Genomic DNA, 21,387 nt, shown 5'->3' with positions numbered 1-21,387 from the left:
TCTCCTAATTAGCCAATATTCAAAAAAACATTTGATTTTATCGCGCTTCTATAGCCCGAACTTGATCATGGTCATTGCTCTCATTAAATCACATCCCCTCTTTACTTCACCGCATTAGTTCACCAAAATTGGCTCCGGACAAAATAAACCAGCAGTTGCATATTGTGAAAAAGATTCTATCTCTGCTTATCTCCATATACCTGATGATACTGGCGATGCCTGCAGCAGCACTCGAAAGTGTCTCACTGCAATTGCGCTGGCTGCATCAGGCGCAGTTTGCCGGGTTTTATATGGCAAAGGAAAAAGGCTTCTATCACGATGCCGGGCTGGATGTATCCATTAAAGCTGGCGGCAACAACAAAGTCCCCATCAAGGAAGTGCTAGAGAAAAAAGCGGATTTTGGTGTCGGCAATACCGAGGTACTCGTCGCCTACGGACACGGCTTTCCTCTCACAGCGCTCGCGGCGATTTTCCAGAATTCCCCATCAGTACTCGTCGCCAAAGCCAACCGTGATATTCAAACTATTCATGATTTAGTCGGTAAACGAGTGATGATGTTCTCGGGAACCGAGGATGCAGAGCTAATTGTACTACTATCTCGCAATAACATCGCGCTGTCTGATCTTGAACAGGTAACAACTTCCGCCAATATCGATGATTTACTCAACGATCAGGTTGACGTGTTTAACGGCTACCTCACCAACGAACCGTTCTATTTGCAGGAACATGGTGAACAAGCACTGATATTCAGCCCTGCAGAATACGGGGTTAATTTTTATAGCGATGTGATCTTTACCCACCAGGACTTTGCCGACAGCAACCCCGAAACCGTTGAGCGCTTTCTCAACGCCAGCCTGCAGGGATGGTATTATGCGCTCACCCATCTTGAGGAGACCCTCGATGTTATAGAGCAGCAATACCAACCTCAGAAATCCCGGGCGAACCTGGCTTACGAGCTGGAAACGGCAGCACAGCTGATCATGCCCGAGCTGATCGAAATTGGCCATATGAACCCCAACCGCTGGCAAACTATCGCCGACGAACTGGCAAGGCTCAATATCATCCCCAGCACCACTATAGACAGTCACTTCCTCTATCCACTCCGAACTGAACTTACCTGGCAAGATATTAAACTGTGGATACAACTGGGAGCACTGCTACTGTTCATCACATCGCTGGCAACCGGGTACTTCTCTTATGTCAACCGCCAACTCAAACTGGAAATTTCTCGGCGGATAGAGGCAGAAAAGAAAGCCGAGGAGATGGCCAGAAAAGATACCCTGACCGGCATCGCCAACCGCTATGCCCTGATCGAAGAGCTACATCGCGCCGTCAACGGGATCAAGCCGCGACAAGCCAACCCGGCCCTGCTATTTATCGATCTTGATGATTTCAAGCGGGTCAATGATACCTACGGACATCATGCCGGTGATCGGGTGCTACAGCAGTTTTGTTTTCGAATTGACGCTTTGCTCACTGACGGACAAAGCTTTTTTGCCCGGCTCGCGGGTGATGAGTTTGTGATTTTGCTCAATACGACTTCCGAGAGCAATGCCAGAGAGTTGGTGGAAAAGATTTCATCGGTTGCCCGCAAAATATTTACCGTTGGCCCCCACAAAATCCAAATCGGTGCCAGCGTGGGTATCACCTTCTACCGCCAGGGTGATACCCCCGACTACTTCCTGTCCCGCGCAGACAATATTATGTACCAAAATAAAAGACGCTCCCAGAAGGAGCGCTTTGAAACTGTGTAGTTCAAACAGCCAGCAGCCATCAAACCGAGGTAACTTCTACCTGAAGCTTAACCTGTTCGTCGGCATCACCGTCAACCGTTTCAAACGATGCTGGCGAATTCAAACCAGTAGACAACGTCGGCGAGATCAGTGTCCGCCAAGCACCGTCATCGAGTCGCTCCTGCACCTTAAAAGCTATCTTGACTTCATCAGCCGAGACTTCGAGCAACTCGGCACTGCCCACTAATTCACGCGGAGCACTGCTTTCATCCGTCGTACCAAAAAAGACGGTTTCTTCGCCAGGCAACAGAGACAATGAGGTATTCACTGTTTGCGTATTGCCAGCGGTTGAGAATTCAAAGTTCACATCTAATAGCCAGTCAGCCATCGCCAGAGGGCTCAAGAAGGCGCTGAAAAGAACCAGGCCTTTACTCCAATCATTCATTTGCTTTACCTCTCCAAGGGCTTATCCGCAAATGTATTCCTGACCCGGGTGCTCCGAGCTATATAAGCGCCTAACCACAGTGTCAGTAACAAGTTAACTGCCTGGGTCCAGCTGAAAGCACCATCACTAAGAGAAAGTTGATACACTTGCAAAGCACAATCTGTCATGTAGGCAGCAAGCAAGGTGATCTTACCGTACTGCCATAGTCTATTTATTAGTTTTTTATTTTTGTATCGTTGTCCGGTTAACCACATTAGCAGTAATGCCGGTAACCCTGTTGCCATTGCGAAATATAAGTTCTCCCGCAACGGATATAAAACCTCAAGGATTTGCGCCCCTTGCTCCCGGCTAGCACCCGCCATAATAAACACGACCCACGCCTTGGCGCTAAATGCCAGTGTCAGCCAGAGCATAGCTGAAGGTTTTAACAAACCGTGCTTGTCATATGCATCAATCGGATAGAGCAAACTGTTTCCCCATTCGCCTGTTATCTATATGCAATGGAGGCTCAGTCGATTGATTTCAACCATCAACAAAGTAGCACGTCATAATATTATGCAGACACGATAATTCATCTCGCCCCAATCACAACCCTACAGTGTTTAATTCTGTGCTTTAACGCACTTATCAATTGTTCATCTTGTAGCCAAGATCACGATTTTGGTAATAAAAGTCGTAGTTTCCTACACTTTATTACACTAACCCTAAGGTATTAAGGCAAGAATGGAATCTATAAAAAGCTTTATCAAATATATAATTATCAACCCCTTACAGGTGTAAATACAATATTACAGAAAAAACACCACGTTATTCACATGTTGAAATATTCCTACATTGTTAATGGTTTTTTTATGTTTCTCCGGCTCTTTCAACCCCACACTAGCAAGGTATAATCACTGATAACCGACTGATTATCAGCCCCTCTACGGAACGACTATGAGCAAAACCACACAGCAAGCAGCACCGTCGCCGGAAACTCAGGCCGAGGCACTGAAGATTGCCCGCGCCACGCAAAAACCCGGTCAGACCAAAGAGCAGACCAAACTTATCGCCCAGGGGATCCAAAAAGGTATTGAGCAGTATAAAAAGCAACAGAAGGCAAAAGCCCGGGAAAGAGACAAACTGCGCAAAAAACAAGTGAAAAGCAAACAGGCCCAGCCAGAGCAAGAAGTGACGACGACTATCGAATCCCTGGTTATCTATAAACAGCATTGGCTACCTTGGGTGCTGCTTGTTCTCTCCTGGGGAGGCTTCGCCGCTTACTTAATGCGATAAAACCCAAGAAATACTGATAACGTCCGCCAATCGGCGGTACACGCCTCAGACAAAGGACTGCAAAATGAATAAGTCACTACTCTTATTATTGCCAAGCTTGGTGCTCGCCGGATGCTCTAATGCCGACAATGAGGCGCTGGTATTCTCGGACCGGAGTCTTGAGTCCTGTGGGGAAAAGCCAAACTGCGTGTCGACCATCGATTCTCGGCCTGACTTTTACCTATCTGCCTTCCGGCTTAACCAGCAGGGCATCAATAACTGGGAAGCTATCCAGCATATCGCCCTGTCTCTTCCCGGCGCCAGCCTAGGGCAGCAAAGCGAACACTACATCCGGGTAGAATGCCGCAGCAAAGTCTTTGGCTTTGTCGATGACTTCGAAGTCAGGTTGGATGGCGGGAAGCTGATCGTCCGCTCGGAATCACGCACCGGCTATTCCGACTTCGGCGTCAACCGCGAACGGGCAGATCTATTTCGGAGCCGACTGGCAGACGCAAAGTACCTGAAAAACTAGATCCAAGTTACATACCAAGCGATTAAACACAAGTCATACTTGATAATAGTTATCATTTAGATCTATATTGGAGATATTACTCTGAAGGAGATCTCATGGATAGGCCATCGTTTCTGGTATTTAGCTTTCTAGGCTCAATTGGCATGGTCATCTTGCACCTGATTGACATCTGGCTGCTGGAGTATAGCGACTCTCTTCTCAGGCACTTTCTGGTTGAATGGTTACCGCTGTATCTGGTTTGGATGAGCATGATGCTTATTGGCCTGGTCAGACGAACATCGCCCCCAACGCGCGGGTAATAAAAAGCCATGTCTTTCGACATGGCTTTTCAGTTAGCTAACACTGACTTAGGCGTTCTTATCTTTACCTAAAGCCAGAATCCCTACAGACACTGCAGCAACCGCTGCAAATCCCGCCAGGATGATCACTGGCATTGCGGCATAACCCAGCGTGTGCCAGATAAGCGATTCTAATGCACTCATCGTATACCTACCTTTCTATTATTGCCGGATAATCAGGCCTTACTGCCAGCCTTCAACATCTTTCATGTCAGGAAGCTTGTGCGCAATCCCTTTATGACAATCTACACAAGTCTTTTCGCCTGAAGCCAGTGCCGTTGAGTGTTGTTTCACACTACGAGGGCCCTGCTCCGAAAAGTCCATGTATTCAAAGTTATGACAGTTACGACATTCCTGAGAATCATTTTCTTTCATCCGATGCCATTCTCGGTTCGCCAGATAACCCCGGCGCTCCTTGAACTTCTCTTCGGTGCTAATGGTTCCCATCGCAAATGCCACCAGCTCTTTCGAAGCCTGTACCTTACGAACAATCTTATCGGTCCAGTTGTGCGGTACGTGACAGTCAGAACAGATTGCACGAACACCAGAGCGGTTGGCAAAGTGCACCGTCTCACGGATCTCTTTGACAATCGGCGCGTGACAGCCCGAACAAAACTCTTCGGTATTGGTTGCTTCCATCCCGGTGTTGAATGCGCCCCAGAACAGTAAACCGCCCATAAAGCCCATGAACAGGACCAGACCAACCGCCACCTTGCTCGGTGATGTTAACCTGCGCCAAAATGCTTTTAATATATTCATCTATAGCCTCTCTTTAATTAATGGCTATAACTAGCGCAACGCATCAACACGTTGGAATTCATTTTCAACAAGTGGCTTGGCGTCAGCCTGAGGCACATGGCACTGAAGACAGAAGTAACGGCGAGGCGACACATCTGATAGCACCTGACCTTCACGAGTCTGATAGTGGGTTACACTGATCTTGGTCGCGCCCATTTCATTGGCATTTTTCCAGCTGTGACAAGCCAGACACTTGTTCGCATTCAGTGATACTTCGTAGTTACGAATGGTATGCGGTACCAGCGGTGGCTGATAAACATAGTCGCTATCAATCGTGCCCTGATCGCGCGGGAAGCGTTTCATTGCATCTGCAGCACGGGTCGCTTCAAGCTCACTGGCACCACGCAGAGATTCCACTCCGCCAATACCGCCCGGATTATGAAGTTCTTCTGCACTCTGAACGGCACCGGCTACCAACATACCTACAGCCATGACCGCTAAAACTAGTCGTTTCATTGTATTCTCCGCCTAATGGCTAAATTCGAGTCAAGAGAGTGACTACCCATGAACCTGTCACGGGCAATCACACTGATTTCATTCGATTATTTATATTTTGGTGATCTTGATTGGACACTTCTTGAAGTCGGTCTGCTTAGACAGCGGATCCGTGGCATCCAAAATCAGCTTGTTAATCAAAATACGAGCATCGAAGAAAGGTACGAATACCAGACCAACAGGCGGACGGTTTCGACCTCGGGTCTCTACTCGACAACGAACTTCACCACGACGGTTTTCCAGCAATACTTCGTCGCCACGACGCAGGCCGCGAGCCTGAGCGTCATCCGGGTGGATATAACACACGGCATCAGGCGCTGCTTTATACAACTCAGGAACACGGCGGGTCATCGTGCCGGTGTGCCAGTGCTCCAGCACTCGGCCCGTACATAGCCACATGTCGTATTCTTTGTCCGGCACTTCCGGTGCTGGCTCAAACGGGGCAAAGATAATATTTGCCTTGCCGTCTGGCTTACCGTAGAAGCGGTAGCCTTCACCGGCAGGTACATACGGGTCAGAACCTTCAATAAAGCGCCACTTGGTTTCTTTGCCATCGACAACCGGCCAGCGCAGACCACGTACCTCGTGGTATACATCATACGGTGCCAGGTCGTGACCATGATCGCGACCGAAGGCAGCGTACTCTTCGAACAGGCCTTTTTGCAGATAGTAACCTTGTGCTTTGGCATCATCATTAAGCTCCTGCGCTTCGGACAGCGGGAACTTGTCGACCTGACCATTGCGGAACAGCACTTCATACATGGTTTTGCCACGGTACTGTGGTGCTTTGGCCAGCAGCTCTTCACCCCACACTTCTTCAATCGTGAAGCGCTTGGAGAACTCCATTAATTGCCACAGGTCAGATTTCGAATCACCCTGTGCTTCAACCTGCTGGTACCAAGCCTGAGTACGACGCTCGGCGTTACCGTAGGCACCTTCTTTCTCTACCCACATTGCTGTCGGCAGGATCAGATCAGCCGCCTGAGCCGTTGCCGTTGGGTACGGATCAGAACACACAATGAAGTTTTCCGGATTACGGTAACCCGGCAGACGCTCTTCGTTAATATTCGGACCAGCCTGCATGTTGTTGTTACACATCACCCAGTACGCGTTCATCTTGCCGTCTTTCAGCATACGGTCCTGTAGCACTGCGTGGTAACCCGGTTTTGGCGGAATAGTGCCTTCAGGCAGCTTCCAGATTTTCTCGGCGTAAGCACGGTGCTTAGGATTTTTTACTACCATGTCAGCTGGCAGACGGTGAGCAAACGTACCCACTTCACGCGCCGTACCACATGCCGATGGCTGGCCTGTCAACGAGAATGGGCCACAACCCGGTTTGGAGATCTTGCCGGTCAGCAGGTGAATGTTATAAACCAGGCTGTTCATCCAGACACCACGGGTGTGCTGGTTCATACCCATGGTCCATAGCGACATCACCTTGACATTAGGATCGGCATACTGCTTGGCCATTTCCAGCAGCTTCTCTTTTGAAACACCTGACATTTCAGAGGCTTTTTCAACGGTGTACTCGGCAACAGAGGCTTTGTACTCATCGAACGTCATTGGGTGCAGCTTGCCAGAGTTGGCGTTCTTGGCTTTCTGCTGCAGCGGATGCTCGTCTCGCAGACCGTAGCCGATATCGGTCGTCGCACGCTTGAAGTGAGTGTGCTTGTTGACGAAATCCCAGTTCACGGCATCATTCTGAATGATGTAGTTGGCAATGAAGTTGGCAATCGCAAGGTCACTCTGCGGCTCGAAAATCATGCCGTTGTCTGCCAGTTCGAACGAACGGTGGTAGTAAGTGGACAGCACGTTTACTTTAACATGAGGATGGCTTAAACGGCGGTCAGTCAAACGCGTCCACAGTACCGGGTGCATTTCGGCCATATTCGAGCCCCAAAGCACAAACGAATCGGCATGCTCGAAATCATCGTAACAACCCATCGGCTCATCGATACCGAAGGTACGCATAAAGGCACCTACAGCAGAGGCCATACAGTGACGGGCATTCGGGTCAATGTTGTTGGAACGGAAGCCGGCTTTCATCATTTTGGCAGCGGCGTAACCTTCCATTACCGTCCACTGACCTGAACCGAACATACCTACACCCGACGGGCCATGCTTTTTCAGCGCCGCTTTCCATTTGTCAGCCATCACATCGAATGCCTGATCCCAGGAAACTGGCTGGAAATCACCGTCTTTGTCGAACTTGCCGTTCTTCATTCGCAGCATCGGCGTCTGCAGACGGTCTTTACCGTACATAATTTTCGACAGGAAGTAGCCCTTAATACAGTTCAGGCCCTTGTTAACCGGTGCTTCAGGATCACCCTGGGTAGCCACGACACGACCGTTCTGGGTACCAACCAGTACCGAACAACCTGTACCACAAAAACGACAAGGCGCTTTGTCCCATTTAATTTTGGTTTCATCAGAACTAACGATTAAGTTAGTTGCTGATGCTGGCAACGTAATACCAGCTACAGCTGCTGCCGAAGCAGCGGCGTTTGCCTTAACAAACGCACGTCTTGTCATTTTCATGAATCATCCTCAGATTGCGAATCAAAGTGTTCAATTTGGTGATACACTAAAAAAGTTGTTAATACATGTTCTAAGTTATTGATCTTATCGATGGTGTCCGTCACGTATCCCTGGTTGGCGGTTTCCAGAACTACGATGACTTTTCCCTCTTCACTTTCGCCGTGAATCTCGGTGTTTGGCAATTCAAGTATTTGAGCTTTTACGACTTCCAGGTATTCAGGCTTGACGTGAACCACCAAGCTCGAAATATGTACTTCTTCTTGCGCCATAAGCTATTTCTCTTCTCGTTCTTTTGTGAGCATACTGATGGCTGATGCCGGACAGACCGACAGGCAGGCACCGCACCCATTACACACATCCGTATCAAGTTCCGGTATAGCTACGCCGCCGGCCTGGAGCTTGAATCGAATGGCCTGTACCTCGCACACATCACCGCAGCTTCTGCATTCAATTTTGTGTTGGGCCAGACAATCGGGAGTAATTTGCGCCCTGATGCCCCAGGGTTGTTCCGTTGTAGGGTGGAACAGTGGCTCGGGACATGCATCGGCACACCGGGTACAGAACGTACATTCACCGCGTGTAAAGTCGACAGTAGGAAACCCGCCGTCGCCTTTGACAATAATCTGTGTTTCGCATGCGCTGATACATTTATTGCAGCGAGTACAGCTATCCACAAATGTATCTTCGTCAACAACCCATGGCATTCGCTGTAATGCAGGTGTACGACGCCGAGAAAGTAAATTTCGGCGAGAACGATCAAACATTCGCTTTACCTTTCGTGAAGTAATATGAATAAAATACACATTACGGGTTGTTCTTCGACGCCGACAAACAGTCTTAAATCCTCAAAAACTGTTCACAAGTCGTCATCTTTTTACACAGCAAGTGTAAATCCCGTAAGAAATGCTTAAATACCTAGTTAGGGCTAAATAGGGGGTAAAATTGTCTTGGATCAAGAAACAGAAATGACAACCCTCACAATATTTACTACGACCATTACAACTATAGTTCAATAAACAACCTAACCAATTGATTTACAGTCAGCTGTCATTGGTAATAAATTAGAAAGGAATTTCAGTGCGAAATCGGCCGCTCAAGCCCGTCACCACCACCATTGCCCGTGCCATGCTGGCGATCCTGCTGCTGTCTGTAATGACCACCAGCTTTGCCCTCTTGACGCTGGCATCCAGCCTCAACGATGCCGAGGCCGTCAACGTATCCGGTTCACTCCGGATGCAGAGCTACCGTCTGGCCTATGACATCCAGACCGGCTCCTCGCAGTTCTCGGAACATCTCGACCAGTTCGAACAGTCACTGTTCTCGCCCTCGATGGCTGCCCTGGAGCATTGGACCGTCCCGACCGATATCAAAGTCCACTACTACAATCTCATCGGTCGCTGGGAAAACCTGCACCCCTTGCTCAATGATGGCGAAAAGCACCTTTTTCTCGATGAAGTTGCCAATTTTGTCGACAGGATCGACCGATTTGTCTTCGAGCTGCAAGAATTTTCCGTTATCAAACTTCAGGTACTGTCCATCGCTGGCGGGATAGGACTCAGCCTGATCCTGATTGTCGCGCTGTTTACTATTCACTTCACCCAGCGAAAAGTTGTCTCACCGCTCAACCAGCTAGTCGGTGCCAGCAAACAAATTCAAAACGGCCACTTTGATATCAGCCTGGACGTAAAAAGTGATAACGAACTCGGCATTCTGGCGGGTACCTTTTCCAAAATGGCCGCCGATCTCGGCAAGCTGTACCGGGGACTTGAAAAGTCGGTAGATGAAAAAACCCGTCGCCTGCGCCATGCCAACGAATCGTTGCAGGTGCTCTATAACTGTTCCCAGGAACTCTCTGTCAGCCGCCTGTCATCACAGAATTTCTCGGCGATGCTCGATACCCTGATTGAAATAGAAGGACTGACGGCAACCAAGCTGGTCATCGACGAAAACAACGGCATCAATACCGAGATAACAACGGGCAAACCATCAGAGCAACAGCAGTGGCACTACCAGGATCTAGAGCTGGACGGCCAGGTACTCGGCCAGCTGTGGTGGCAATATACCCTGCCCTGCCCGGATAAAAACCTGATCGACAACATCGCCCGCACACTTGCCCGGGGGATTTACTACAACCGGGCCCAGAAACAAGCCGAACAATTATTGCTAATGGAAGAACGGGCAACCATTGCCCGCGAGCTTCACGATTCACTGGCCCAGTCATTGTCTTATCTTAAAATTCAGATCACACTGCTTAAAAGGCAACTCGGCAAGAACGAGACCGAGAGTGCCATGCAGATCATAACCGATATTGATAGCGGCCTGTCAGGTGCCTATACCCAGCTGCGGGAGTTGCTGAGCACCTTCAGGTTAACAATCAAGGAAGCGAATTTTGGTGAAGCATTAGTTGAGATGCTCAAGCCGCTTGATGAGCAAACAGATGCTATGCTCATTGTAGACAACAACTTATCGTCGTTGAATTTGGATGCTCACCACCAGGTGCACTTGCTGCAGTTAATCAGGGAAGCCGTACTCAACGCAATCAAGCATGCAGAAGCTGACGAGATCATCGTTTCCTGTAATCAGGACGGCGATCACGTTAACATCAAGATCAACGACGACGGAGAGGGCTTTGACCCTGCCAACGAAAAACTCAATCACTATGGTCTGGCAATAATGACAGAGCGGGCATCGCGCCTGAATGGTGAACTGACAATTAATACAACCCAAGGCTCCGGCTGTGAGGTCGCCTTGAGCTTTTCGCTTGAGTCTTAAGGATTATAACTATGACATGTTGGAAGATAATGATTGTGGACGATCACCCGCTAATGCGACGGGGGATCAGCCAGTTACTTAGTTTTGAACCAGATTTTGAAATTGTAGGTGAAGCCAGCAACGGTGCCGATGCCGTTTTGCTGGCCACAGAGAAAGAACCCGATCTTATTCTGCTCGACCTGAACATGAAGGGCATGTCCGGGCTAGATACCCTGAATGCCATGCGGGCAGAGGGGATTCACGCTAGCATCGTCGTGCTTACTGTTTCCGACAGCCGCTCGGATGTCAAAGCGCTGATCCAGGCCGGTGCCGACGGCTATCTGCTCAAAGATACCGAGCCAGAGCAACTGATTGAACTGCTAAAGCAAGCGCTGTGCGGCGGCAAGGCCTACAGTGATCTGGTACGCGAATACCTGGAAGACAACTCAGAGCAAGACTCGTTGCTAAACTCGCTGACGGATCGAGAAATGCAGATACTGAAAGAAGTGGCGAAAGGTTATCGCAACAAACAGATCGCCGACTCCTTGTATATTTCAGAAGCCACCGTCAAAGTACATATGAAGAGCCTGCTGAAAAAGCTGCAAGTGAAATCACGTACAGCTGCTACAGTGCTGTACCTTGAGTATCAGGGTCAATAATGCTATTTCGGCGTGGCGTCGGACTTATCCTGTTGCTGCTTGCAGGTTGCGAGACAACACGCCCTCACACCCATAGCGAGAGTATACGTATACGCTGGAATGCATCAGAACAGCTCGAGACATGCACCGATAAGGGAACTGTAATCGGCTCAGAAGGGCATTGGTATTCATATTGGTTTATCAGCAACCGGGCACTGACAAAGGGTGCCCTGAACGACCTGAAAAACCAAGCCGTGCAGCGTGGTGCCAATACCGTGGATCTTTATCACCCACAAGCTTTCGGCACCTCGGTTACACTATTGGGCAATGCCTACGATTGCCCCTAGCCATAGCCAGCGGTTTCAGGTTTTTAACTGAAAGTAAGACATGATAATAATCCGCAAAATAGCGGTTTATTATTAGCTGGAAACGGATGTAATGATGTCCTGCTCTCTCGCTTCAACCCACTGCAAGTCAAACGGTCCCCAGTCACTTAATTGGTAATAGCCATCATTATGGCGCTTACCATCCTGTACAAATGCTAACTCAATGCCAAAACCCGGCAGGGCTTTTAATACATCCTGAATAGTACGACGCGGCCAGCCAGTAATTTCAATGAGTTTAGGAACATTAGGGCGTTCAAGCTGTTCAACAAGAAGCGCTAAGTAAAGACGACGGGCAAAAACCGGATTCAATTCCATTGAGACCTCCATAATTTTGAGGCTTCATTATTCCGACTTTGGCGAATTGGATGTTGAGTTTGATCAAGGAGCTATTAGATTTATGGTCACTACAAGTACAATTCAGTGACCAAGTTCTCAAATATTGCGTAATTCCAGCCAAAAAAAGGCGCCTTTAATTTGCTAACAAACTTTTTATTTTCAACAAGTTGTAACAAAATTGTTCCGACTTAGTTCGATTCATCCCGAACATTGCAGTAACAGCAAAGGCACCATGGCTGTATCCCTATCCTACTAGAAGGAATATCCGGCCGACACCATAACGATCCAAGGATCGATGTCAGTTTTCACAGACTGCTGCGCACCGTCCGCCTTGAAGTTCACATCCGTACCGATATCGGCATACCAGACCGAGGCCCCCAGGAACCAATCATCTTTTAGCTGATAATCAATACCGACGTTCGCTGCCAGCCCCCAGGAATCATCCAGCGACAAATCGCTCAGCTTGGCATTCTTGCCGGTAGAGTTAAATTCTTCGTTGAAGAAAGTGGTGTAGTTAAGCCCGGCACCCACATATGGACGCCACTTGCTGCTGCTCTCCATAAAGTAATACTGAAGCATCAGCGTTGGCGGCAGGTGCTCGACTTCGGCAATATCGCCGATACCGTTCAGAGACACCTTATGACTAAACGGTGTCGCCGCGAGAAGTTCGACACTGATGTTGTCGGTAACCATATAACCAAATGTCAGGCCAAGCTGAATATTTGAATCAATACCAAACTCGCCCAGCGAACCCAGTACGTTATCACTGCTTTCATTAGGCATTACAGAGGCAGCACCTGCACGCACCAGAAAATCACCTTTCTTGTGGGCCAGCGCCTGAGGGGCAACGGATAAAGTAGCGAGTACAGCTAAAGCACAAACAGTCTTTTTCATTATTATTGACTCCATTCCTTTTGAATCCCGGCTGAGGGATATTGGGCTTTCTGTTAAGAACGGAGCAGAATGTAACCACTTTGAAACAACGGGTTATTGATTGAAATCAATTTACAAAAATTAACAACAACAATTAACTTTTGATACAGATCAATAACCCCAAAGAGGGATTTTTCCTAACACGTTTTTCTCCGCAAAATGTTACTTTTGTGACACGTTATATGCATCATGCCTCGCAAAACTGCCACTGAATTAATGTATTAACAAGCATTCACATCACCAATAAAACACTTATTTTTCAATGACAAATAACCAGGCCAGAGCAGTCTTCTCGGCTTATCCGGCTCATCCGTTCTACACTCAATACCATCACCATAAGTACCCTTTACATGGTTTGCTATGCCTGCATGCTCAGCCCGTGGCGAACCATCGTATTCGCTGTCGGGTTGGCAGCCTGTATCTGGCTGATCAAAATGGCTGTCGCCTATGGCTAATTCCGTTGCGCAGGCTGGGTAATCTGGTTATAAAGGAAGGCTAACTCTAAATTAAAGTAAGTCAGCAATACTATGAGTACAGTTACATACGGCATTAAGAACTGCGATACCATCAAAAAAATGAAAAAATGGTTGGAAGCAGAAAACATCGAATACCGCTTTCACGACTACCGCACAGACGGCCTGGATCAAGCGATGCTGGAAACATTTGAAGCTCAGCTTGGCTGGGAAGCGATGGTGAACAAACGCGGTACGACCTACCGTCAGCTCAGTGACGAGCAAAAGGCCGGATTGAACCGTGAAAGCGCTCTTACCCTGATGCTGGAGTACCCGGCGATGATCAAGCGCCCGCTGCTTGTTCACAATGAATCCTACCATCTGGGATTCAAGCCAGCCCAGTATCAGGAAATTTTCCAATCTTCACTTGCAGAAAAATAGTTAAGGATACAAGGATGTCAGATAGCCCGGTTATCGCCCTGGCGAAAGACTTTATCAGCCGAATTTCGGTCACCCCGGAAGATGCAGGCTGCCAGGACGTGATGATTGCACGTCTTGAAAAACTCGGCTTCAAGATCGAAACCATGGTCTTCGAAGACACCACCAACCTGTGGGCACGCCGAGGCACGGAAGCGCCACTGTTCGTCTTTGCTGGTCATACTGATGTTGTACCTGCCGGGCCGTCGGATCTCTGGCATACCCCGCCTTTCGAGCCGACAATTATTGATGGCTACCTTCACGGCCGCGGTGCCGCCGATATGAAGGGATCACTGGCGTGCATCGTCGTTGCGATCGAGCGGTTTCTTGCCGACAACCCGGACCACAAAGGGTCAATTGCCCTGCTGATCACCTCCGATGAAGAAGGGCCCTTTATCAACGGAACCACCCGGGTGATCGATACGCTGGAAGCACGCAACGAGAAAATCGACATGTGCATTGTCGGCGAGCCCTCCAGTACCCATGCCGTGGGTGACGTGGTCAAAAACGGCCGCCGAGGCTCGATCACCGGTGATGTGACGCTGAAAGGTACCCAGGGCCATGTGGCCTATCCGCACCTTGCCGACAACCCTGTTCACCGTGCGATGCCGGCGCTGGCGGAGCTGGCGGCCACAACCTGGGACAACGGCAATGCCTATTTCCCGCCGACCAGCTTCCAGATCGCCAACCTGCATGCGGGTACCGGTGCCTCGAATGTCATTCCCGGCGAGTTTCACGTTCAGTTCAACTTCCGCTTCAGTACCGAGCTGACGGCAGACGACATCAAGCGCAAAGTGCACTCGGTGCTCGATGCCCACGGATTGGACTATGATCTAAAATGGACTTTCAGCGGCCACCCGTTCCTGACTGATCACGGTACGTTGCTGGAGGCTGTTGTCGACGCCATCGAAGAAGTTAACCACAAGAAACCGGAACTGCTTACCACCGGCGGCACCTCAGACGGACGATTTATCGCCCGAACAGGCGCGCAGGTTATCGAGCTTGGGCCGTGCAATGCCACCATTCATAAAGTGAATGAGTGTGTCAAAGTGGCCGATCTCGAAAAGCTCACCGATATGTACCAAAAAGTGTTGGAAAAAGTACTTTAATGACTAACCCAACCCCAGCCCGGCCGCTCAGCGCCGGGCAACTTACCGGACAGGCCGACTCGCACCTTGTCGACCACCAGCAGCACTTGCTGCACCGGAATATGCTGCCGGCATTTCTCCGACTCCAGCAGGCGGCAAACATGGCGGGCTTTGACTTGCAGATTGCCAGTGCTTTTCGCTCCTTTGAGCGTCAACTGCTGATTTGGAACAACAAATTCAGTGGCTCCCGTCCTCTATTGGATAGCAACAGCCAGCCCCTTGATGTCGGCCAGCTTTCGGAGCTGGAGAAAATCCATGCCATCATGCGCTGGTCGGCCCTGCCCGGTGCCAGCCGTCATCATTGGGGAACCGATATCGATATCTATGCGGCGAACTGCCTGCCCGAGGGAACCCGGCTTCAGCTTGAGCCGTGGGAATACAACCAGGGCGGACATCAGGCGGCATTCAGTACCTGGCTTAATGAACATATTGCCCAACTCGGCTTCTATCTGCCCTATGCCGAAGACCGTAACGGGGTAGCCGTCGAGCCCTGGCACATCAGCTACTACCCTGTCAGTCAGCCACTGCTGACGCAACTTACGCCAGAGCTGCTCTACCACACACTTAACGCGAGCCAAATTGCTGGAAAGTCGCAGATTTTGTCAAACCTTGATAATCTTTATAGTAGGTATATAGAGAATATCTGCGAGGTCTAAATGGTGGAATGGCTACTCAACCCCTGGGTTATCAGCATCATAGTCGTCAGCGTTGTGGTCAGTAACATTGCGGCCTTGAAATACACCGCGAACATGAAGTTTGGCTACCGCGACAAAATCAAATACCTGCACGAGAAGCAAAAGCGCGAAGAGGCGCAGAAGGACGAAGAGAAAAAGGACGAGCAATCGTAAAGCTAAGCAGGTTAGGAATGAAAAGCCTGAGCTGAGCAAAGAAAGCTCCTCCCACTTTTAAAGGGGGAGGCCGGGAGGGGGTTCGTGTAACCCCACCCTAACCCTCCCCCTTAAAAAAGGGAGGGAACAAATAGCTAGGAACGAACCAGGTAGTCGGCGACACCCACCCACTTATAGCTGGTCAGCTCTTCCAGCCCCATCGGGCCACGAGCATGAAGCTTCTGGGTCGAGACAGCCACCTCGGCCCCCAGACCAAACTGGGCACCGTCGGTAAAGCGCGTCGAGGCATTGACATATACCGCCGCCGAGCCAGCCGCATTGACGAACCGTTCTGCAGCGTTGATATCATTGGTCAGGATCGCATCAGAGTGGCTGGCATTATGCTTACGCATATGAGCAATGGCCTCATCAACCCCCTTGACCACTCTCACCCCGAGGGTAAAGCTCAACCACTCGGTATCAAAATCACCGTCAGCCACTTTACGCAGCTCTGAAGCCTTGCCTTCCAGCAATGCAAAGCTGGCTTCGTCGGCTACCAAAGCGACCTTATTGTGGTTCATACGCTCGGCAAGACGAGGTAGAAACGCCTCGGCAATGTCTTCGCTGACCAGCAGCGTATCCAGCGCATTACAGGCTGAAGGACGCTGTACTTTTGAGTTTTCCACCACATCCAGTGCCCGGGCCAAATCTGCTGTCTTGTCGACAAAGACATGGCTGATCCCGAAGCCACCGATGATCACGGGGATAGTGCTGTTTTCCTTGCACATCTTGTGCAGCCCGGCGCCACCGCGCGGGATAATCATATCGACATACTGATCGAGTTTGAGCAGCTTTGATACCAGCTCGCGATCCGGTTTTTCAATATACTGCACCGATGCCGCCGGCAGGCCTGCTTTCTCGAGGGCTACCTGGATCACTTTCACCAGCTCCATATTAGAATGGAAGGTTTCACGGCCGCCACGCAAGATACTGGCATTACCGGTTTTCAGACACAGCGCCGCAATATCAATCGTTACGTTCGGGCGCGCTTCGTAAATCACCCCCACCACGCCCAGCGGTACACGGCGACGGCTCAGGCGCATGCCATTTTCCAGCACCCTGCTATCAAGCTCTGCACCTACCGGATCATCTAAGCTGATCACATTGCGCACATCACCGGCAATACCGGCCAGGCGCTCTGTGTTTAGCAGCAGGCGATCAACCAAGGCATCAGACATACCCGCTTCACGTGCCGCAGCAATATCCTCGGCATTTGCTGCCAGTATTGCATCACTATTGGCTTCCAGTTCGTCGGCAATGATCGCCAGCGCCTGATTTTTCTGCTTTGTCGCTGCAGTAGCAAGTTCGAAAGCTGCCTGTTGGGCAGCTTTACCCATAATCTCAAGATCCACACTCTTCCCCTATCATCAAAATATTGTCAGTACGTCGCCATACGCGATCAGATCACCACCAGATCATCGCGGTGTACGGCAACCGGACCGTATTCGTAGCCCAGGACCTGATAAATATCCTGACTGTGCTTTCCGGCAATTTTCGCCATATCTTTGCTTGAGTAACGACAGATACCACGTGCCAACAACACACCCTTGGTATTAAAAATCCGGGTGACTTCCCCGCGCTCAAACTGCCCTTTGACTTCCGTGATACCTTTAGACAGCAAGCTACTTCCACGCTGTTGTACTGCAATGGCTGCGCCGTCATCGATCACAATGTCCCCGGCCGGCGGAGGCCCAGCCAGGATCCAGCGCTTCCGGCTCTCCAGCGGTGATTCCAGCGGCAGAAAACGGGTTCCCACCGATTCTCCCCTGACCAGATCAGCGATCACATCAGGCCGGCTACCTGCAGCAATAATCACTTCGATACCGGCCCGGCGGGCAACGTCGGCCGCCTGCAGCTTGGTCGCCATTCCGCCGGTACCCAGGCCACCCACACTACCACCAGCTAACTTGTGCAATGTTTCATCGATAGTATGGACTTCACGGATCAACTCCGCATCCGGATTATTGCGCGGATCGGCGGTAAACAGCCCCGGCTGATCGGTCAGCAGCAGCAGCTTGTCTGCGCTGGCCAGGATGCCAACCAATGCCGACAGGTTGTCGTTATCACCGACTTTGATTTCAGTGGTTGCAACCGCATCATTTTCGTTGACGACAGGAATAATACCGTTATCCAGCAGCGCCACGATCATATCGCGGGCATTGAGATAGCGCTCCCGGTCGTCAAGATCGGCCCGTGTCAGCAGCATCTGCCCGACATGCAGGCCATAGATACCAAACAGACTCTCCCACTCCTGAATCAAGCGGCTCTGACCGACCGCTGCCAGTAGCTGCTTGCTCGCCATTGTTTTGGGGAGCTCGGGATATCCCAGATGCTCACGCCCTGCTGCAATTGCACCAGACGTCACCATGATGACCTTGTGTCCCTGACGGCGCAGCGATGCGCACTGTCGAACCAGTTCCACCATATGGGCCCGATCCAGCTGCAACGTTCCGCCGGTCAGTACGCTGGTGCCCAGCTTGACGACGATGGTCTGAGATTGTCTAACCGCCGGGGTCTCTGTAGAAGAGTGAGCACCCGCGAGGTCCTGCTCTGTAGCGTTCGAATGTTTAGTATCTGCCATTGGGATTAAACAATTGTGATGAATAAATTTATATTCAGATGTTTTATCAATCCCCTTGCTAGATCACAAGAAAAATGCGCTATAAAAGCGCATTATTCTTTCATCTGACTACAGATAATCTGTTTGATGCACAATCAGGCAACCGTGCCCAGCTCTGCTTCTTCAAGGACGCTAGCTGCAGTTACTGTCAGTTTGAACTCATCTTGCAGCAAACCTGTTAATTTCGGATAAAAGTCGTCGAGTGTCTGGAGCACGGCCTGCTCATGCTTGGCAGGTACGTTTTCTTTCTGCCATTCACCGCGACTGTCATAGCGGCCAAAGAAATAGTGGTATTCAAAACCTGTCTCAGTGGCCGTCAGGATCAACCACCAGCCCCAGAACTCGCGCTCTTCCGGCTCTTTCTTGGCACTGATACAACTGGCAAGGCAGTCAAAAAAGAAATGGCCCTCAGAAGACTGTTGCTGGCGCAGATAGGGGCCCAGTGCAGTAAGCTTCGTCATCAAGCGCCCATGTGGCGGAAATGTTGTTGTAGTCGTCATAGCGTATCTCCATCCATAGTCAATAACACAATAACAGCATCCATCGGGTGCCAGACAGAAGCCAGAGGCTCATCACGACCCAGCTTCTGCCACTCGTTATTCCATTTAAGCCATAAAGCCAAGAGATAGCAACATTTTATTTACAATAGCACGACTGAGAACGCAGTCCTCAGGCGAGTTTCTCTTTCAACCAGTCCACCACGGTTTCCAAGGCTCGGTGATAGCCGTCGTGAAGGGGTTTTTCCGGAAGCGTTATCGCCTTACCACCACGGCTGGACATCGCAATAAGCTGGTTATCAAAGTCGGTACAAACAGGATCATTTTTCAAGCTGATCCCCAGCATCGGCACTTCGGTCTTACGGCGCCCCAGCAAACCCTGCTGCTTGAGCGACCAGGCAGGAAGGTGAGAAGTCAGGCTGGTCCGGGATACTCCCTTTTTGCCCATTCGCGAGGCAATCATATCGAGGTACATCCGCGGCATCGCATCTAGCCGCTTGGAATCAGCCAGGACACTGTGGATAGCCCCGCCAAGGCTGATACAGGTTTTCAGTCGGGTTGGTTCAAGAAACCCAAGGCGGATAGCGGCATTGCCCCCGAAGCGCAACCCCAGCATGGCAACACGGTGATGGTCGACCCAGGGCACGTCGCGAATTTGCTGTAACAACGCCTGATGCAACCGACTGGTATCCTCCGTCAAAGCCCAGGGGGCACTGTGGCCGACAGACGGCATGTCCAGAGTAACCATGGCAAAACCGGCCGGTCCGAGGTAATCATGGTACAGGCGCCACAAGTCTGACTGAAGGGTGTCGAGCCCGCCGCTGACAATCACGGTTGGCAGCAATTTATCGGTGCAAGGCAAATGAATGAATGCCTGGAACGTCTTACCTTCGTATTTGACATCTATCGTTTTCATTTTATGGGGCATATACTCCATGGCTTCACGATAGGTCTGGTTCGCCTGGAGCTCTGCCTGTGCCGCCAGTGTATCCCCTTTTAGATGAGGGTAAGCCGCGATACTGTAGTACATACTGGCCGTAAGCAGCACCTGTCCCGCCTTGTCTTTCTTATCCGCCTTAACCAGCTCCCGGGCTGTCTTATGGTACATAGCACCAGACTGACTCCACTCATAAATCCAGTTACCGGGCTTGTAGCCAATCACGGTATCGAGCAGCTCATCATCGGTTCGCTGGGCCTCGGAGTTTGCCATTCGCGCAAGAATCGCCTCCATCTCAATCGGGTCGATTCCCTGCCATGCCCATTGCGGACGCCTTAAGATCCGGTACCACCCTGCCTCACTGTCACCATCGATCGCGTTATGCATTGGCTTAGAGGCGACATGAGCCAGCTTAACCAGGCTAGAGGTCTCTTTCGAGGTTTGCCGTGGTGCAAACAGCTTTTCGGATAAGTTAGTTTTAGAGGGTTCAGACACGGTAAGCTCCATTGTTCGAATTCTTTCTATGCGCAACGACTCATTTGGCGCTCCTTTCCTCAGGAGAAAACGCCGCCACCGGGAAGCAATCATCGGCATACGCAATGACATTTATACCCAAAGTATACCACCCAACAGTCAATTGCAGTGTGCGCAAAAAAACAAAAAGATGGCAAAACCTCCTCCAACCATTTACCTGCAAGTGTTTGGCTCGGATGAAAAAATCATGAATGCAACATTGAATTAATTCGCTTACTTTGACGCAACAATGAGAATAAAGAAGGTTGAAACGTCACTTTTTGCCAGATCTCCGGCTGATTTTCTATCCTGAGCTATGCTGATAATACTGTTAGTATTTTATACGGTGATTGATGTATGAAAAAAATACTCGGTATAAGTCTGTTACTTCTTTCTAGCTCAGTACTTGCTTCAAACGGTGGTGGTAACGGCGGGTCTTTAGGCGGTAATCCTGGTGCAGCATCCGGTGCCGTCAATGCCAAAATAGCCGTCTGCCTCGATGGCTCAGGCGAGCAAATCCCAGGCTCCTACCAAACTAAACTCGACAGAAAGTGTAAGTTGACCGGTCACGATATGATCGATCTTATCAACTACAATAATTTCTATCGCAACAAGCCCAACGGCGAGTCTCTTTCTGACATAAGAGCCATGCGTTAACCGTCTTTCCATCAGGGCTGAG

The 21,387-nt window shown here is 50.1% G+C and carries 29 protein-coding genes; 14 read left to right on the top strand and 15 right to left on the bottom strand.

Going from position 1 to position 21,387, the window contains the following annotated elements; translation table 11 throughout:
* Positions 1-164 precede the first annotated feature (164 nt).
* Positions 165-1,754: an ABC transporter substrate-binding protein gene (locus tag L4D19_RS12555; RefSeq protein ID WP_428452748.1), complete on the top strand. Its 1,590-nt coding sequence runs from the start codon at positions 165-167 to the stop codon at positions 1,752-1,754.
* 19 nt (positions 1,755-1,773) lie between these two features.
* Here L4D19_RS12555 and L4D19_RS12550 read toward each other — a convergent pair whose 3' ends face one another.
* Both L4D19_RS12550 and L4D19_RS12545 read right to left on the bottom strand, forming a co-directional pair.
* Positions 1,774-2,178, bottom strand: a complete 405-nt coding sequence (locus L4D19_RS12550; RefSeq protein WP_160657920.1) for a hypothetical protein — start codon at positions 2,176-2,178, stop codon at positions 1,774-1,776.
* 5 nt (positions 2,179-2,183) lie between these two features.
* The gene (locus tag L4D19_RS12545; protein ID WP_428452747.1) at positions 2,184-2,645 is read right to left on the bottom strand and encodes a DUF2919 domain-containing protein; all 462 of its coding nucleotides are present in this window, start codon (positions 2,643-2,645) and stop codon (positions 2,184-2,186) included.
* 469 nt (positions 2,646-3,114) lie between these two features.
* On the opposite strand from L4D19_RS12545, the gene L4D19_RS12540 reads away from it, so the two are divergent.
* The 3 genes from L4D19_RS12540 (at position 3,115) to L4D19_RS12530 (ending at position 4,263) form a co-directional block, all read left to right on the top strand.
* Entirely contained in the window at positions 3,115-3,453 is a 339-nt protein-coding gene (locus L4D19_RS12540) for a DUF2956 domain-containing protein (RefSeq protein ID WP_428452746.1), read from the top strand.
* Positions 3,454-3,517: 64 nt separating this feature from the next.
* On the top strand, positions 3,518-3,964 hold the full coding sequence (locus L4D19_RS12535; protein ID WP_428452745.1) for a DUF1499 domain-containing protein: 447 nt from the start codon (positions 3,518-3,520) through the stop codon (positions 3,962-3,964).
* Positions 3,965-4,059: 95 nt separating this feature from the next.
* The gene (locus tag L4D19_RS12530) at positions 4,060-4,263 is read left to right on the top strand and encodes a hypothetical protein (protein WP_428452744.1); all 204 of its coding nucleotides are present in this window, start codon (positions 4,060-4,062) and stop codon (positions 4,261-4,263) included.
* A 48-nt stretch (positions 4,264-4,311) separates the two neighbouring features.
* On the opposite strand, the gene L4D19_RS12525 is transcribed toward L4D19_RS12530, so the two are convergent.
* The 6 genes from L4D19_RS12525 to napF form a co-directional block, all read right to left on the bottom strand.
* Complete coding sequence (locus L4D19_RS12525) at positions 4,312-4,446, bottom strand: TIGR02808 family protein (RefSeq protein WP_075763849.1); 135 nt, start codon at positions 4,444-4,446, stop codon at positions 4,312-4,314.
* Positions 4,447-4,485: 39 nt separating this feature from the next.
* Positions 4,486-5,061, bottom strand: a complete 576-nt coding sequence (locus tag L4D19_RS12520; RefSeq protein WP_075763847.1) for a NapC/NirT family cytochrome c — start codon at positions 5,059-5,061, stop codon at positions 4,486-4,488.
* 30 nt (positions 5,062-5,091) lie between these two features.
* Positions 5,092-5,556 (bottom strand): nitrate reductase cytochrome c-type subunit, encoded by a 465-nt coding sequence (locus L4D19_RS12515; protein WP_075763845.1) that lies wholly within the window; start codon positions 5,554-5,556, stop codon positions 5,092-5,094.
* Between the two features lie 90 nt (positions 5,557-5,646).
* Positions 5,647-8,133 (bottom strand): periplasmic nitrate reductase subunit alpha, encoded by a 2,487-nt coding sequence (gene napA / locus L4D19_RS12510; protein ID WP_428452743.1) that lies wholly within the window; start codon positions 8,131-8,133, stop codon positions 5,647-5,649.
* Positions 8,130-8,402 carry a chaperone NapD gene (locus L4D19_RS12505; RefSeq protein ID WP_075763840.1) on the bottom strand — a complete coding sequence of 91 codons (273 nt, stop codon included), beginning with the start codon at positions 8,400-8,402 and terminating at the stop codon, positions 8,130-8,132. Before L4D19_RS12505 ends, napA begins: the two co-directional genes overlap by 4 nt.
* A 3-nt stretch (positions 8,403-8,405) precedes the next feature.
* The gene (gene napF / locus L4D19_RS12500) at positions 8,406-8,897 is read right to left on the bottom strand and encodes a ferredoxin-type protein NapF (protein ID WP_428452742.1); all 492 of its coding nucleotides are present in this window, start codon (positions 8,895-8,897) and stop codon (positions 8,406-8,408) included.
* A 313-nt stretch (positions 8,898-9,210) separates the two neighbouring features.
* On the opposite strand from napF, the gene narQ reads away from it, so the two are divergent.
* The 3 genes from narQ to L4D19_RS12485 are packed head-to-tail and all read left to right on the top strand — an operon-like array spanning position 9,211 to position 11,869.
* Entirely contained in the window at positions 9,211-10,905 is a 1,695-nt protein-coding gene (gene narQ / locus L4D19_RS12495; protein ID WP_428452741.1) for a nitrate/nitrite two-component system sensor histidine kinase NarQ, read from the top strand.
* Positions 10,906-10,916: 11 nt separating this feature from the next.
* Entirely contained in the window at positions 10,917-11,543 is a 627-nt protein-coding gene (locus tag L4D19_RS12490; protein ID WP_428452740.1) for a response regulator, read from the top strand.
* Positions 11,543-11,869: a DUF4156 domain-containing protein gene (locus L4D19_RS12485; protein ID WP_428452739.1), complete on the top strand. Its 327-nt coding sequence runs from the start codon at positions 11,543-11,545 to the stop codon at positions 11,867-11,869. Before L4D19_RS12490 ends, L4D19_RS12485 begins: the two co-directional genes overlap by 1 nt.
* Positions 11,870-11,941: 72 nt before the next feature.
* Here L4D19_RS12485 and L4D19_RS12480 read toward each other — a convergent pair whose 3' ends face one another.
* Positions 11,942-12,223: a winged helix-turn-helix domain-containing protein gene (locus tag L4D19_RS12480; RefSeq protein WP_075763830.1), complete on the bottom strand. Its 282-nt coding sequence runs from the start codon at positions 12,221-12,223 to the stop codon at positions 11,942-11,944.
* Positions 12,224-12,496: 273 nt separating this feature from the next.
* Entirely contained in the window at positions 12,497-13,138 is a 642-nt protein-coding gene (gene ompW / locus L4D19_RS12475; RefSeq protein ID WP_428452738.1) for an outer membrane protein OmpW, read from the bottom strand.
* Between the two features lie 301 nt (positions 13,139-13,439).
* On the opposite strand from ompW, the gene L4D19_RS12470 reads away from it, so the two are divergent.
* The 5 genes from L4D19_RS12470 to L4D19_RS12450 are packed head-to-tail and all read left to right on the top strand — an operon-like array spanning position 13,440 to position 16,102.
* Positions 13,440-13,676, top strand: a complete 237-nt coding sequence (locus L4D19_RS12470) for a hypothetical protein (RefSeq protein WP_428452737.1) — start codon at positions 13,440-13,442, stop codon at positions 13,674-13,676.
* Between the two features lie 28 nt (positions 13,677-13,704).
* Positions 13,705-14,070: an ArsC family reductase gene (locus L4D19_RS12465; RefSeq protein ID WP_428452736.1), complete on the top strand. Its 366-nt coding sequence runs from the start codon at positions 13,705-13,707 to the stop codon at positions 14,068-14,070.
* Between the two features lie 14 nt (positions 14,071-14,084).
* On the top strand, positions 14,085-15,215 hold the full coding sequence (gene dapE / locus L4D19_RS12460; RefSeq protein ID WP_075763817.1) for a succinyl-diaminopimelate desuccinylase: 1,131 nt from the start codon (positions 14,085-14,087) through the stop codon (positions 15,213-15,215).
* Positions 15,215-15,910 carry a M15 family metallopeptidase gene (locus tag L4D19_RS12455; protein WP_428452735.1) on the top strand — a complete coding sequence of 232 codons (696 nt, stop codon included), beginning with the start codon at positions 15,215-15,217 and terminating at the stop codon, positions 15,908-15,910. Before dapE ends, L4D19_RS12455 begins: the two co-directional genes overlap by 1 nt.
* Complete coding sequence (locus L4D19_RS12450; RefSeq protein WP_075763800.1) at positions 15,911-16,102, top strand: DUF2897 family protein; 192 nt, start codon at positions 15,911-15,913, stop codon at positions 16,100-16,102.
* A 134-nt stretch (positions 16,103-16,236) separates the two neighbouring features.
* Here the strand turns inward: L4D19_RS12450 and L4D19_RS12445 are convergent, their stop codons facing one another.
* From L4D19_RS12445 to frsA, 5 genes are all read right to left on the bottom strand, one after another.
* Positions 16,237-17,478, bottom strand: a complete 1,242-nt coding sequence (locus L4D19_RS12445) for a glutamate-5-semialdehyde dehydrogenase (RefSeq protein WP_428452879.1) — start codon at positions 17,476-17,478, stop codon at positions 16,237-16,239.
* A 62-nt stretch (positions 17,479-17,540) separates the two neighbouring features.
* Positions 17,541-18,722, bottom strand: coding sequence for a glutamate 5-kinase (proB, locus tag L4D19_RS12440; RefSeq protein ID WP_075763796.1), 1,182 nt, complete (start codon positions 18,720-18,722; stop codon positions 17,541-17,543).
* Between the two features lie 134 nt (positions 18,723-18,856).
* Positions 18,857-19,261: a sigma factor-binding protein Crl gene (gene crl, locus L4D19_RS12435; RefSeq protein WP_428452734.1), complete on the bottom strand. Its 405-nt coding sequence runs from the start codon at positions 19,259-19,261 to the stop codon at positions 18,857-18,859.
* Positions 19,258-19,383 carry a hypothetical protein gene (locus L4D19_RS12430; protein ID WP_428452733.1) on the bottom strand — a complete coding sequence of 42 codons (126 nt, stop codon included), beginning with the start codon at positions 19,381-19,383 and terminating at the stop codon, positions 19,258-19,260. Before L4D19_RS12430 ends, crl begins: the two co-directional genes overlap by 4 nt.
* A gap of 47 nt (positions 19,384-19,430) precedes the next feature.
* Positions 19,431-20,690, bottom strand: a complete 1,260-nt coding sequence (gene frsA, locus L4D19_RS12425; RefSeq protein WP_428452732.1) for an esterase FrsA — start codon at positions 20,688-20,690, stop codon at positions 19,431-19,433.
* Between the two features lie 28 nt (positions 20,691-20,718).
* On the opposite strand from frsA, the gene L4D19_RS12420 reads away from it, so the two are divergent.
* Together L4D19_RS12420 and L4D19_RS12415 are read left to right on the top strand one after the other, a co-directional pair.
* Entirely contained in the window at positions 20,719-20,937 is a 219-nt protein-coding gene (locus tag L4D19_RS12420; RefSeq protein WP_428452731.1) for a hypothetical protein, read from the top strand.
* 128 nt (positions 20,938-21,065) lie between these two features.
* Entirely contained in the window at positions 21,066-21,365 is a 300-nt protein-coding gene (locus tag L4D19_RS12415; RefSeq protein ID WP_160657870.1) for a hypothetical protein, read from the top strand.
* Positions 21,366-21,387: the final 22 nt, after the last annotated feature.

It is taken from the genome of Photobacterium kasasachensis (assembly GCF_050336885.1).
GTDB classification, from domain to species: domain Bacteria; phylum Pseudomonadota; class Gammaproteobacteria; order Enterobacterales; family Vibrionaceae; genus Photobacterium; species Photobacterium kasasachensis.
Note: the sequence above shows the minus strand (reverse complement) of the source record. Positions and strands in the feature narration are given on the sequence as shown.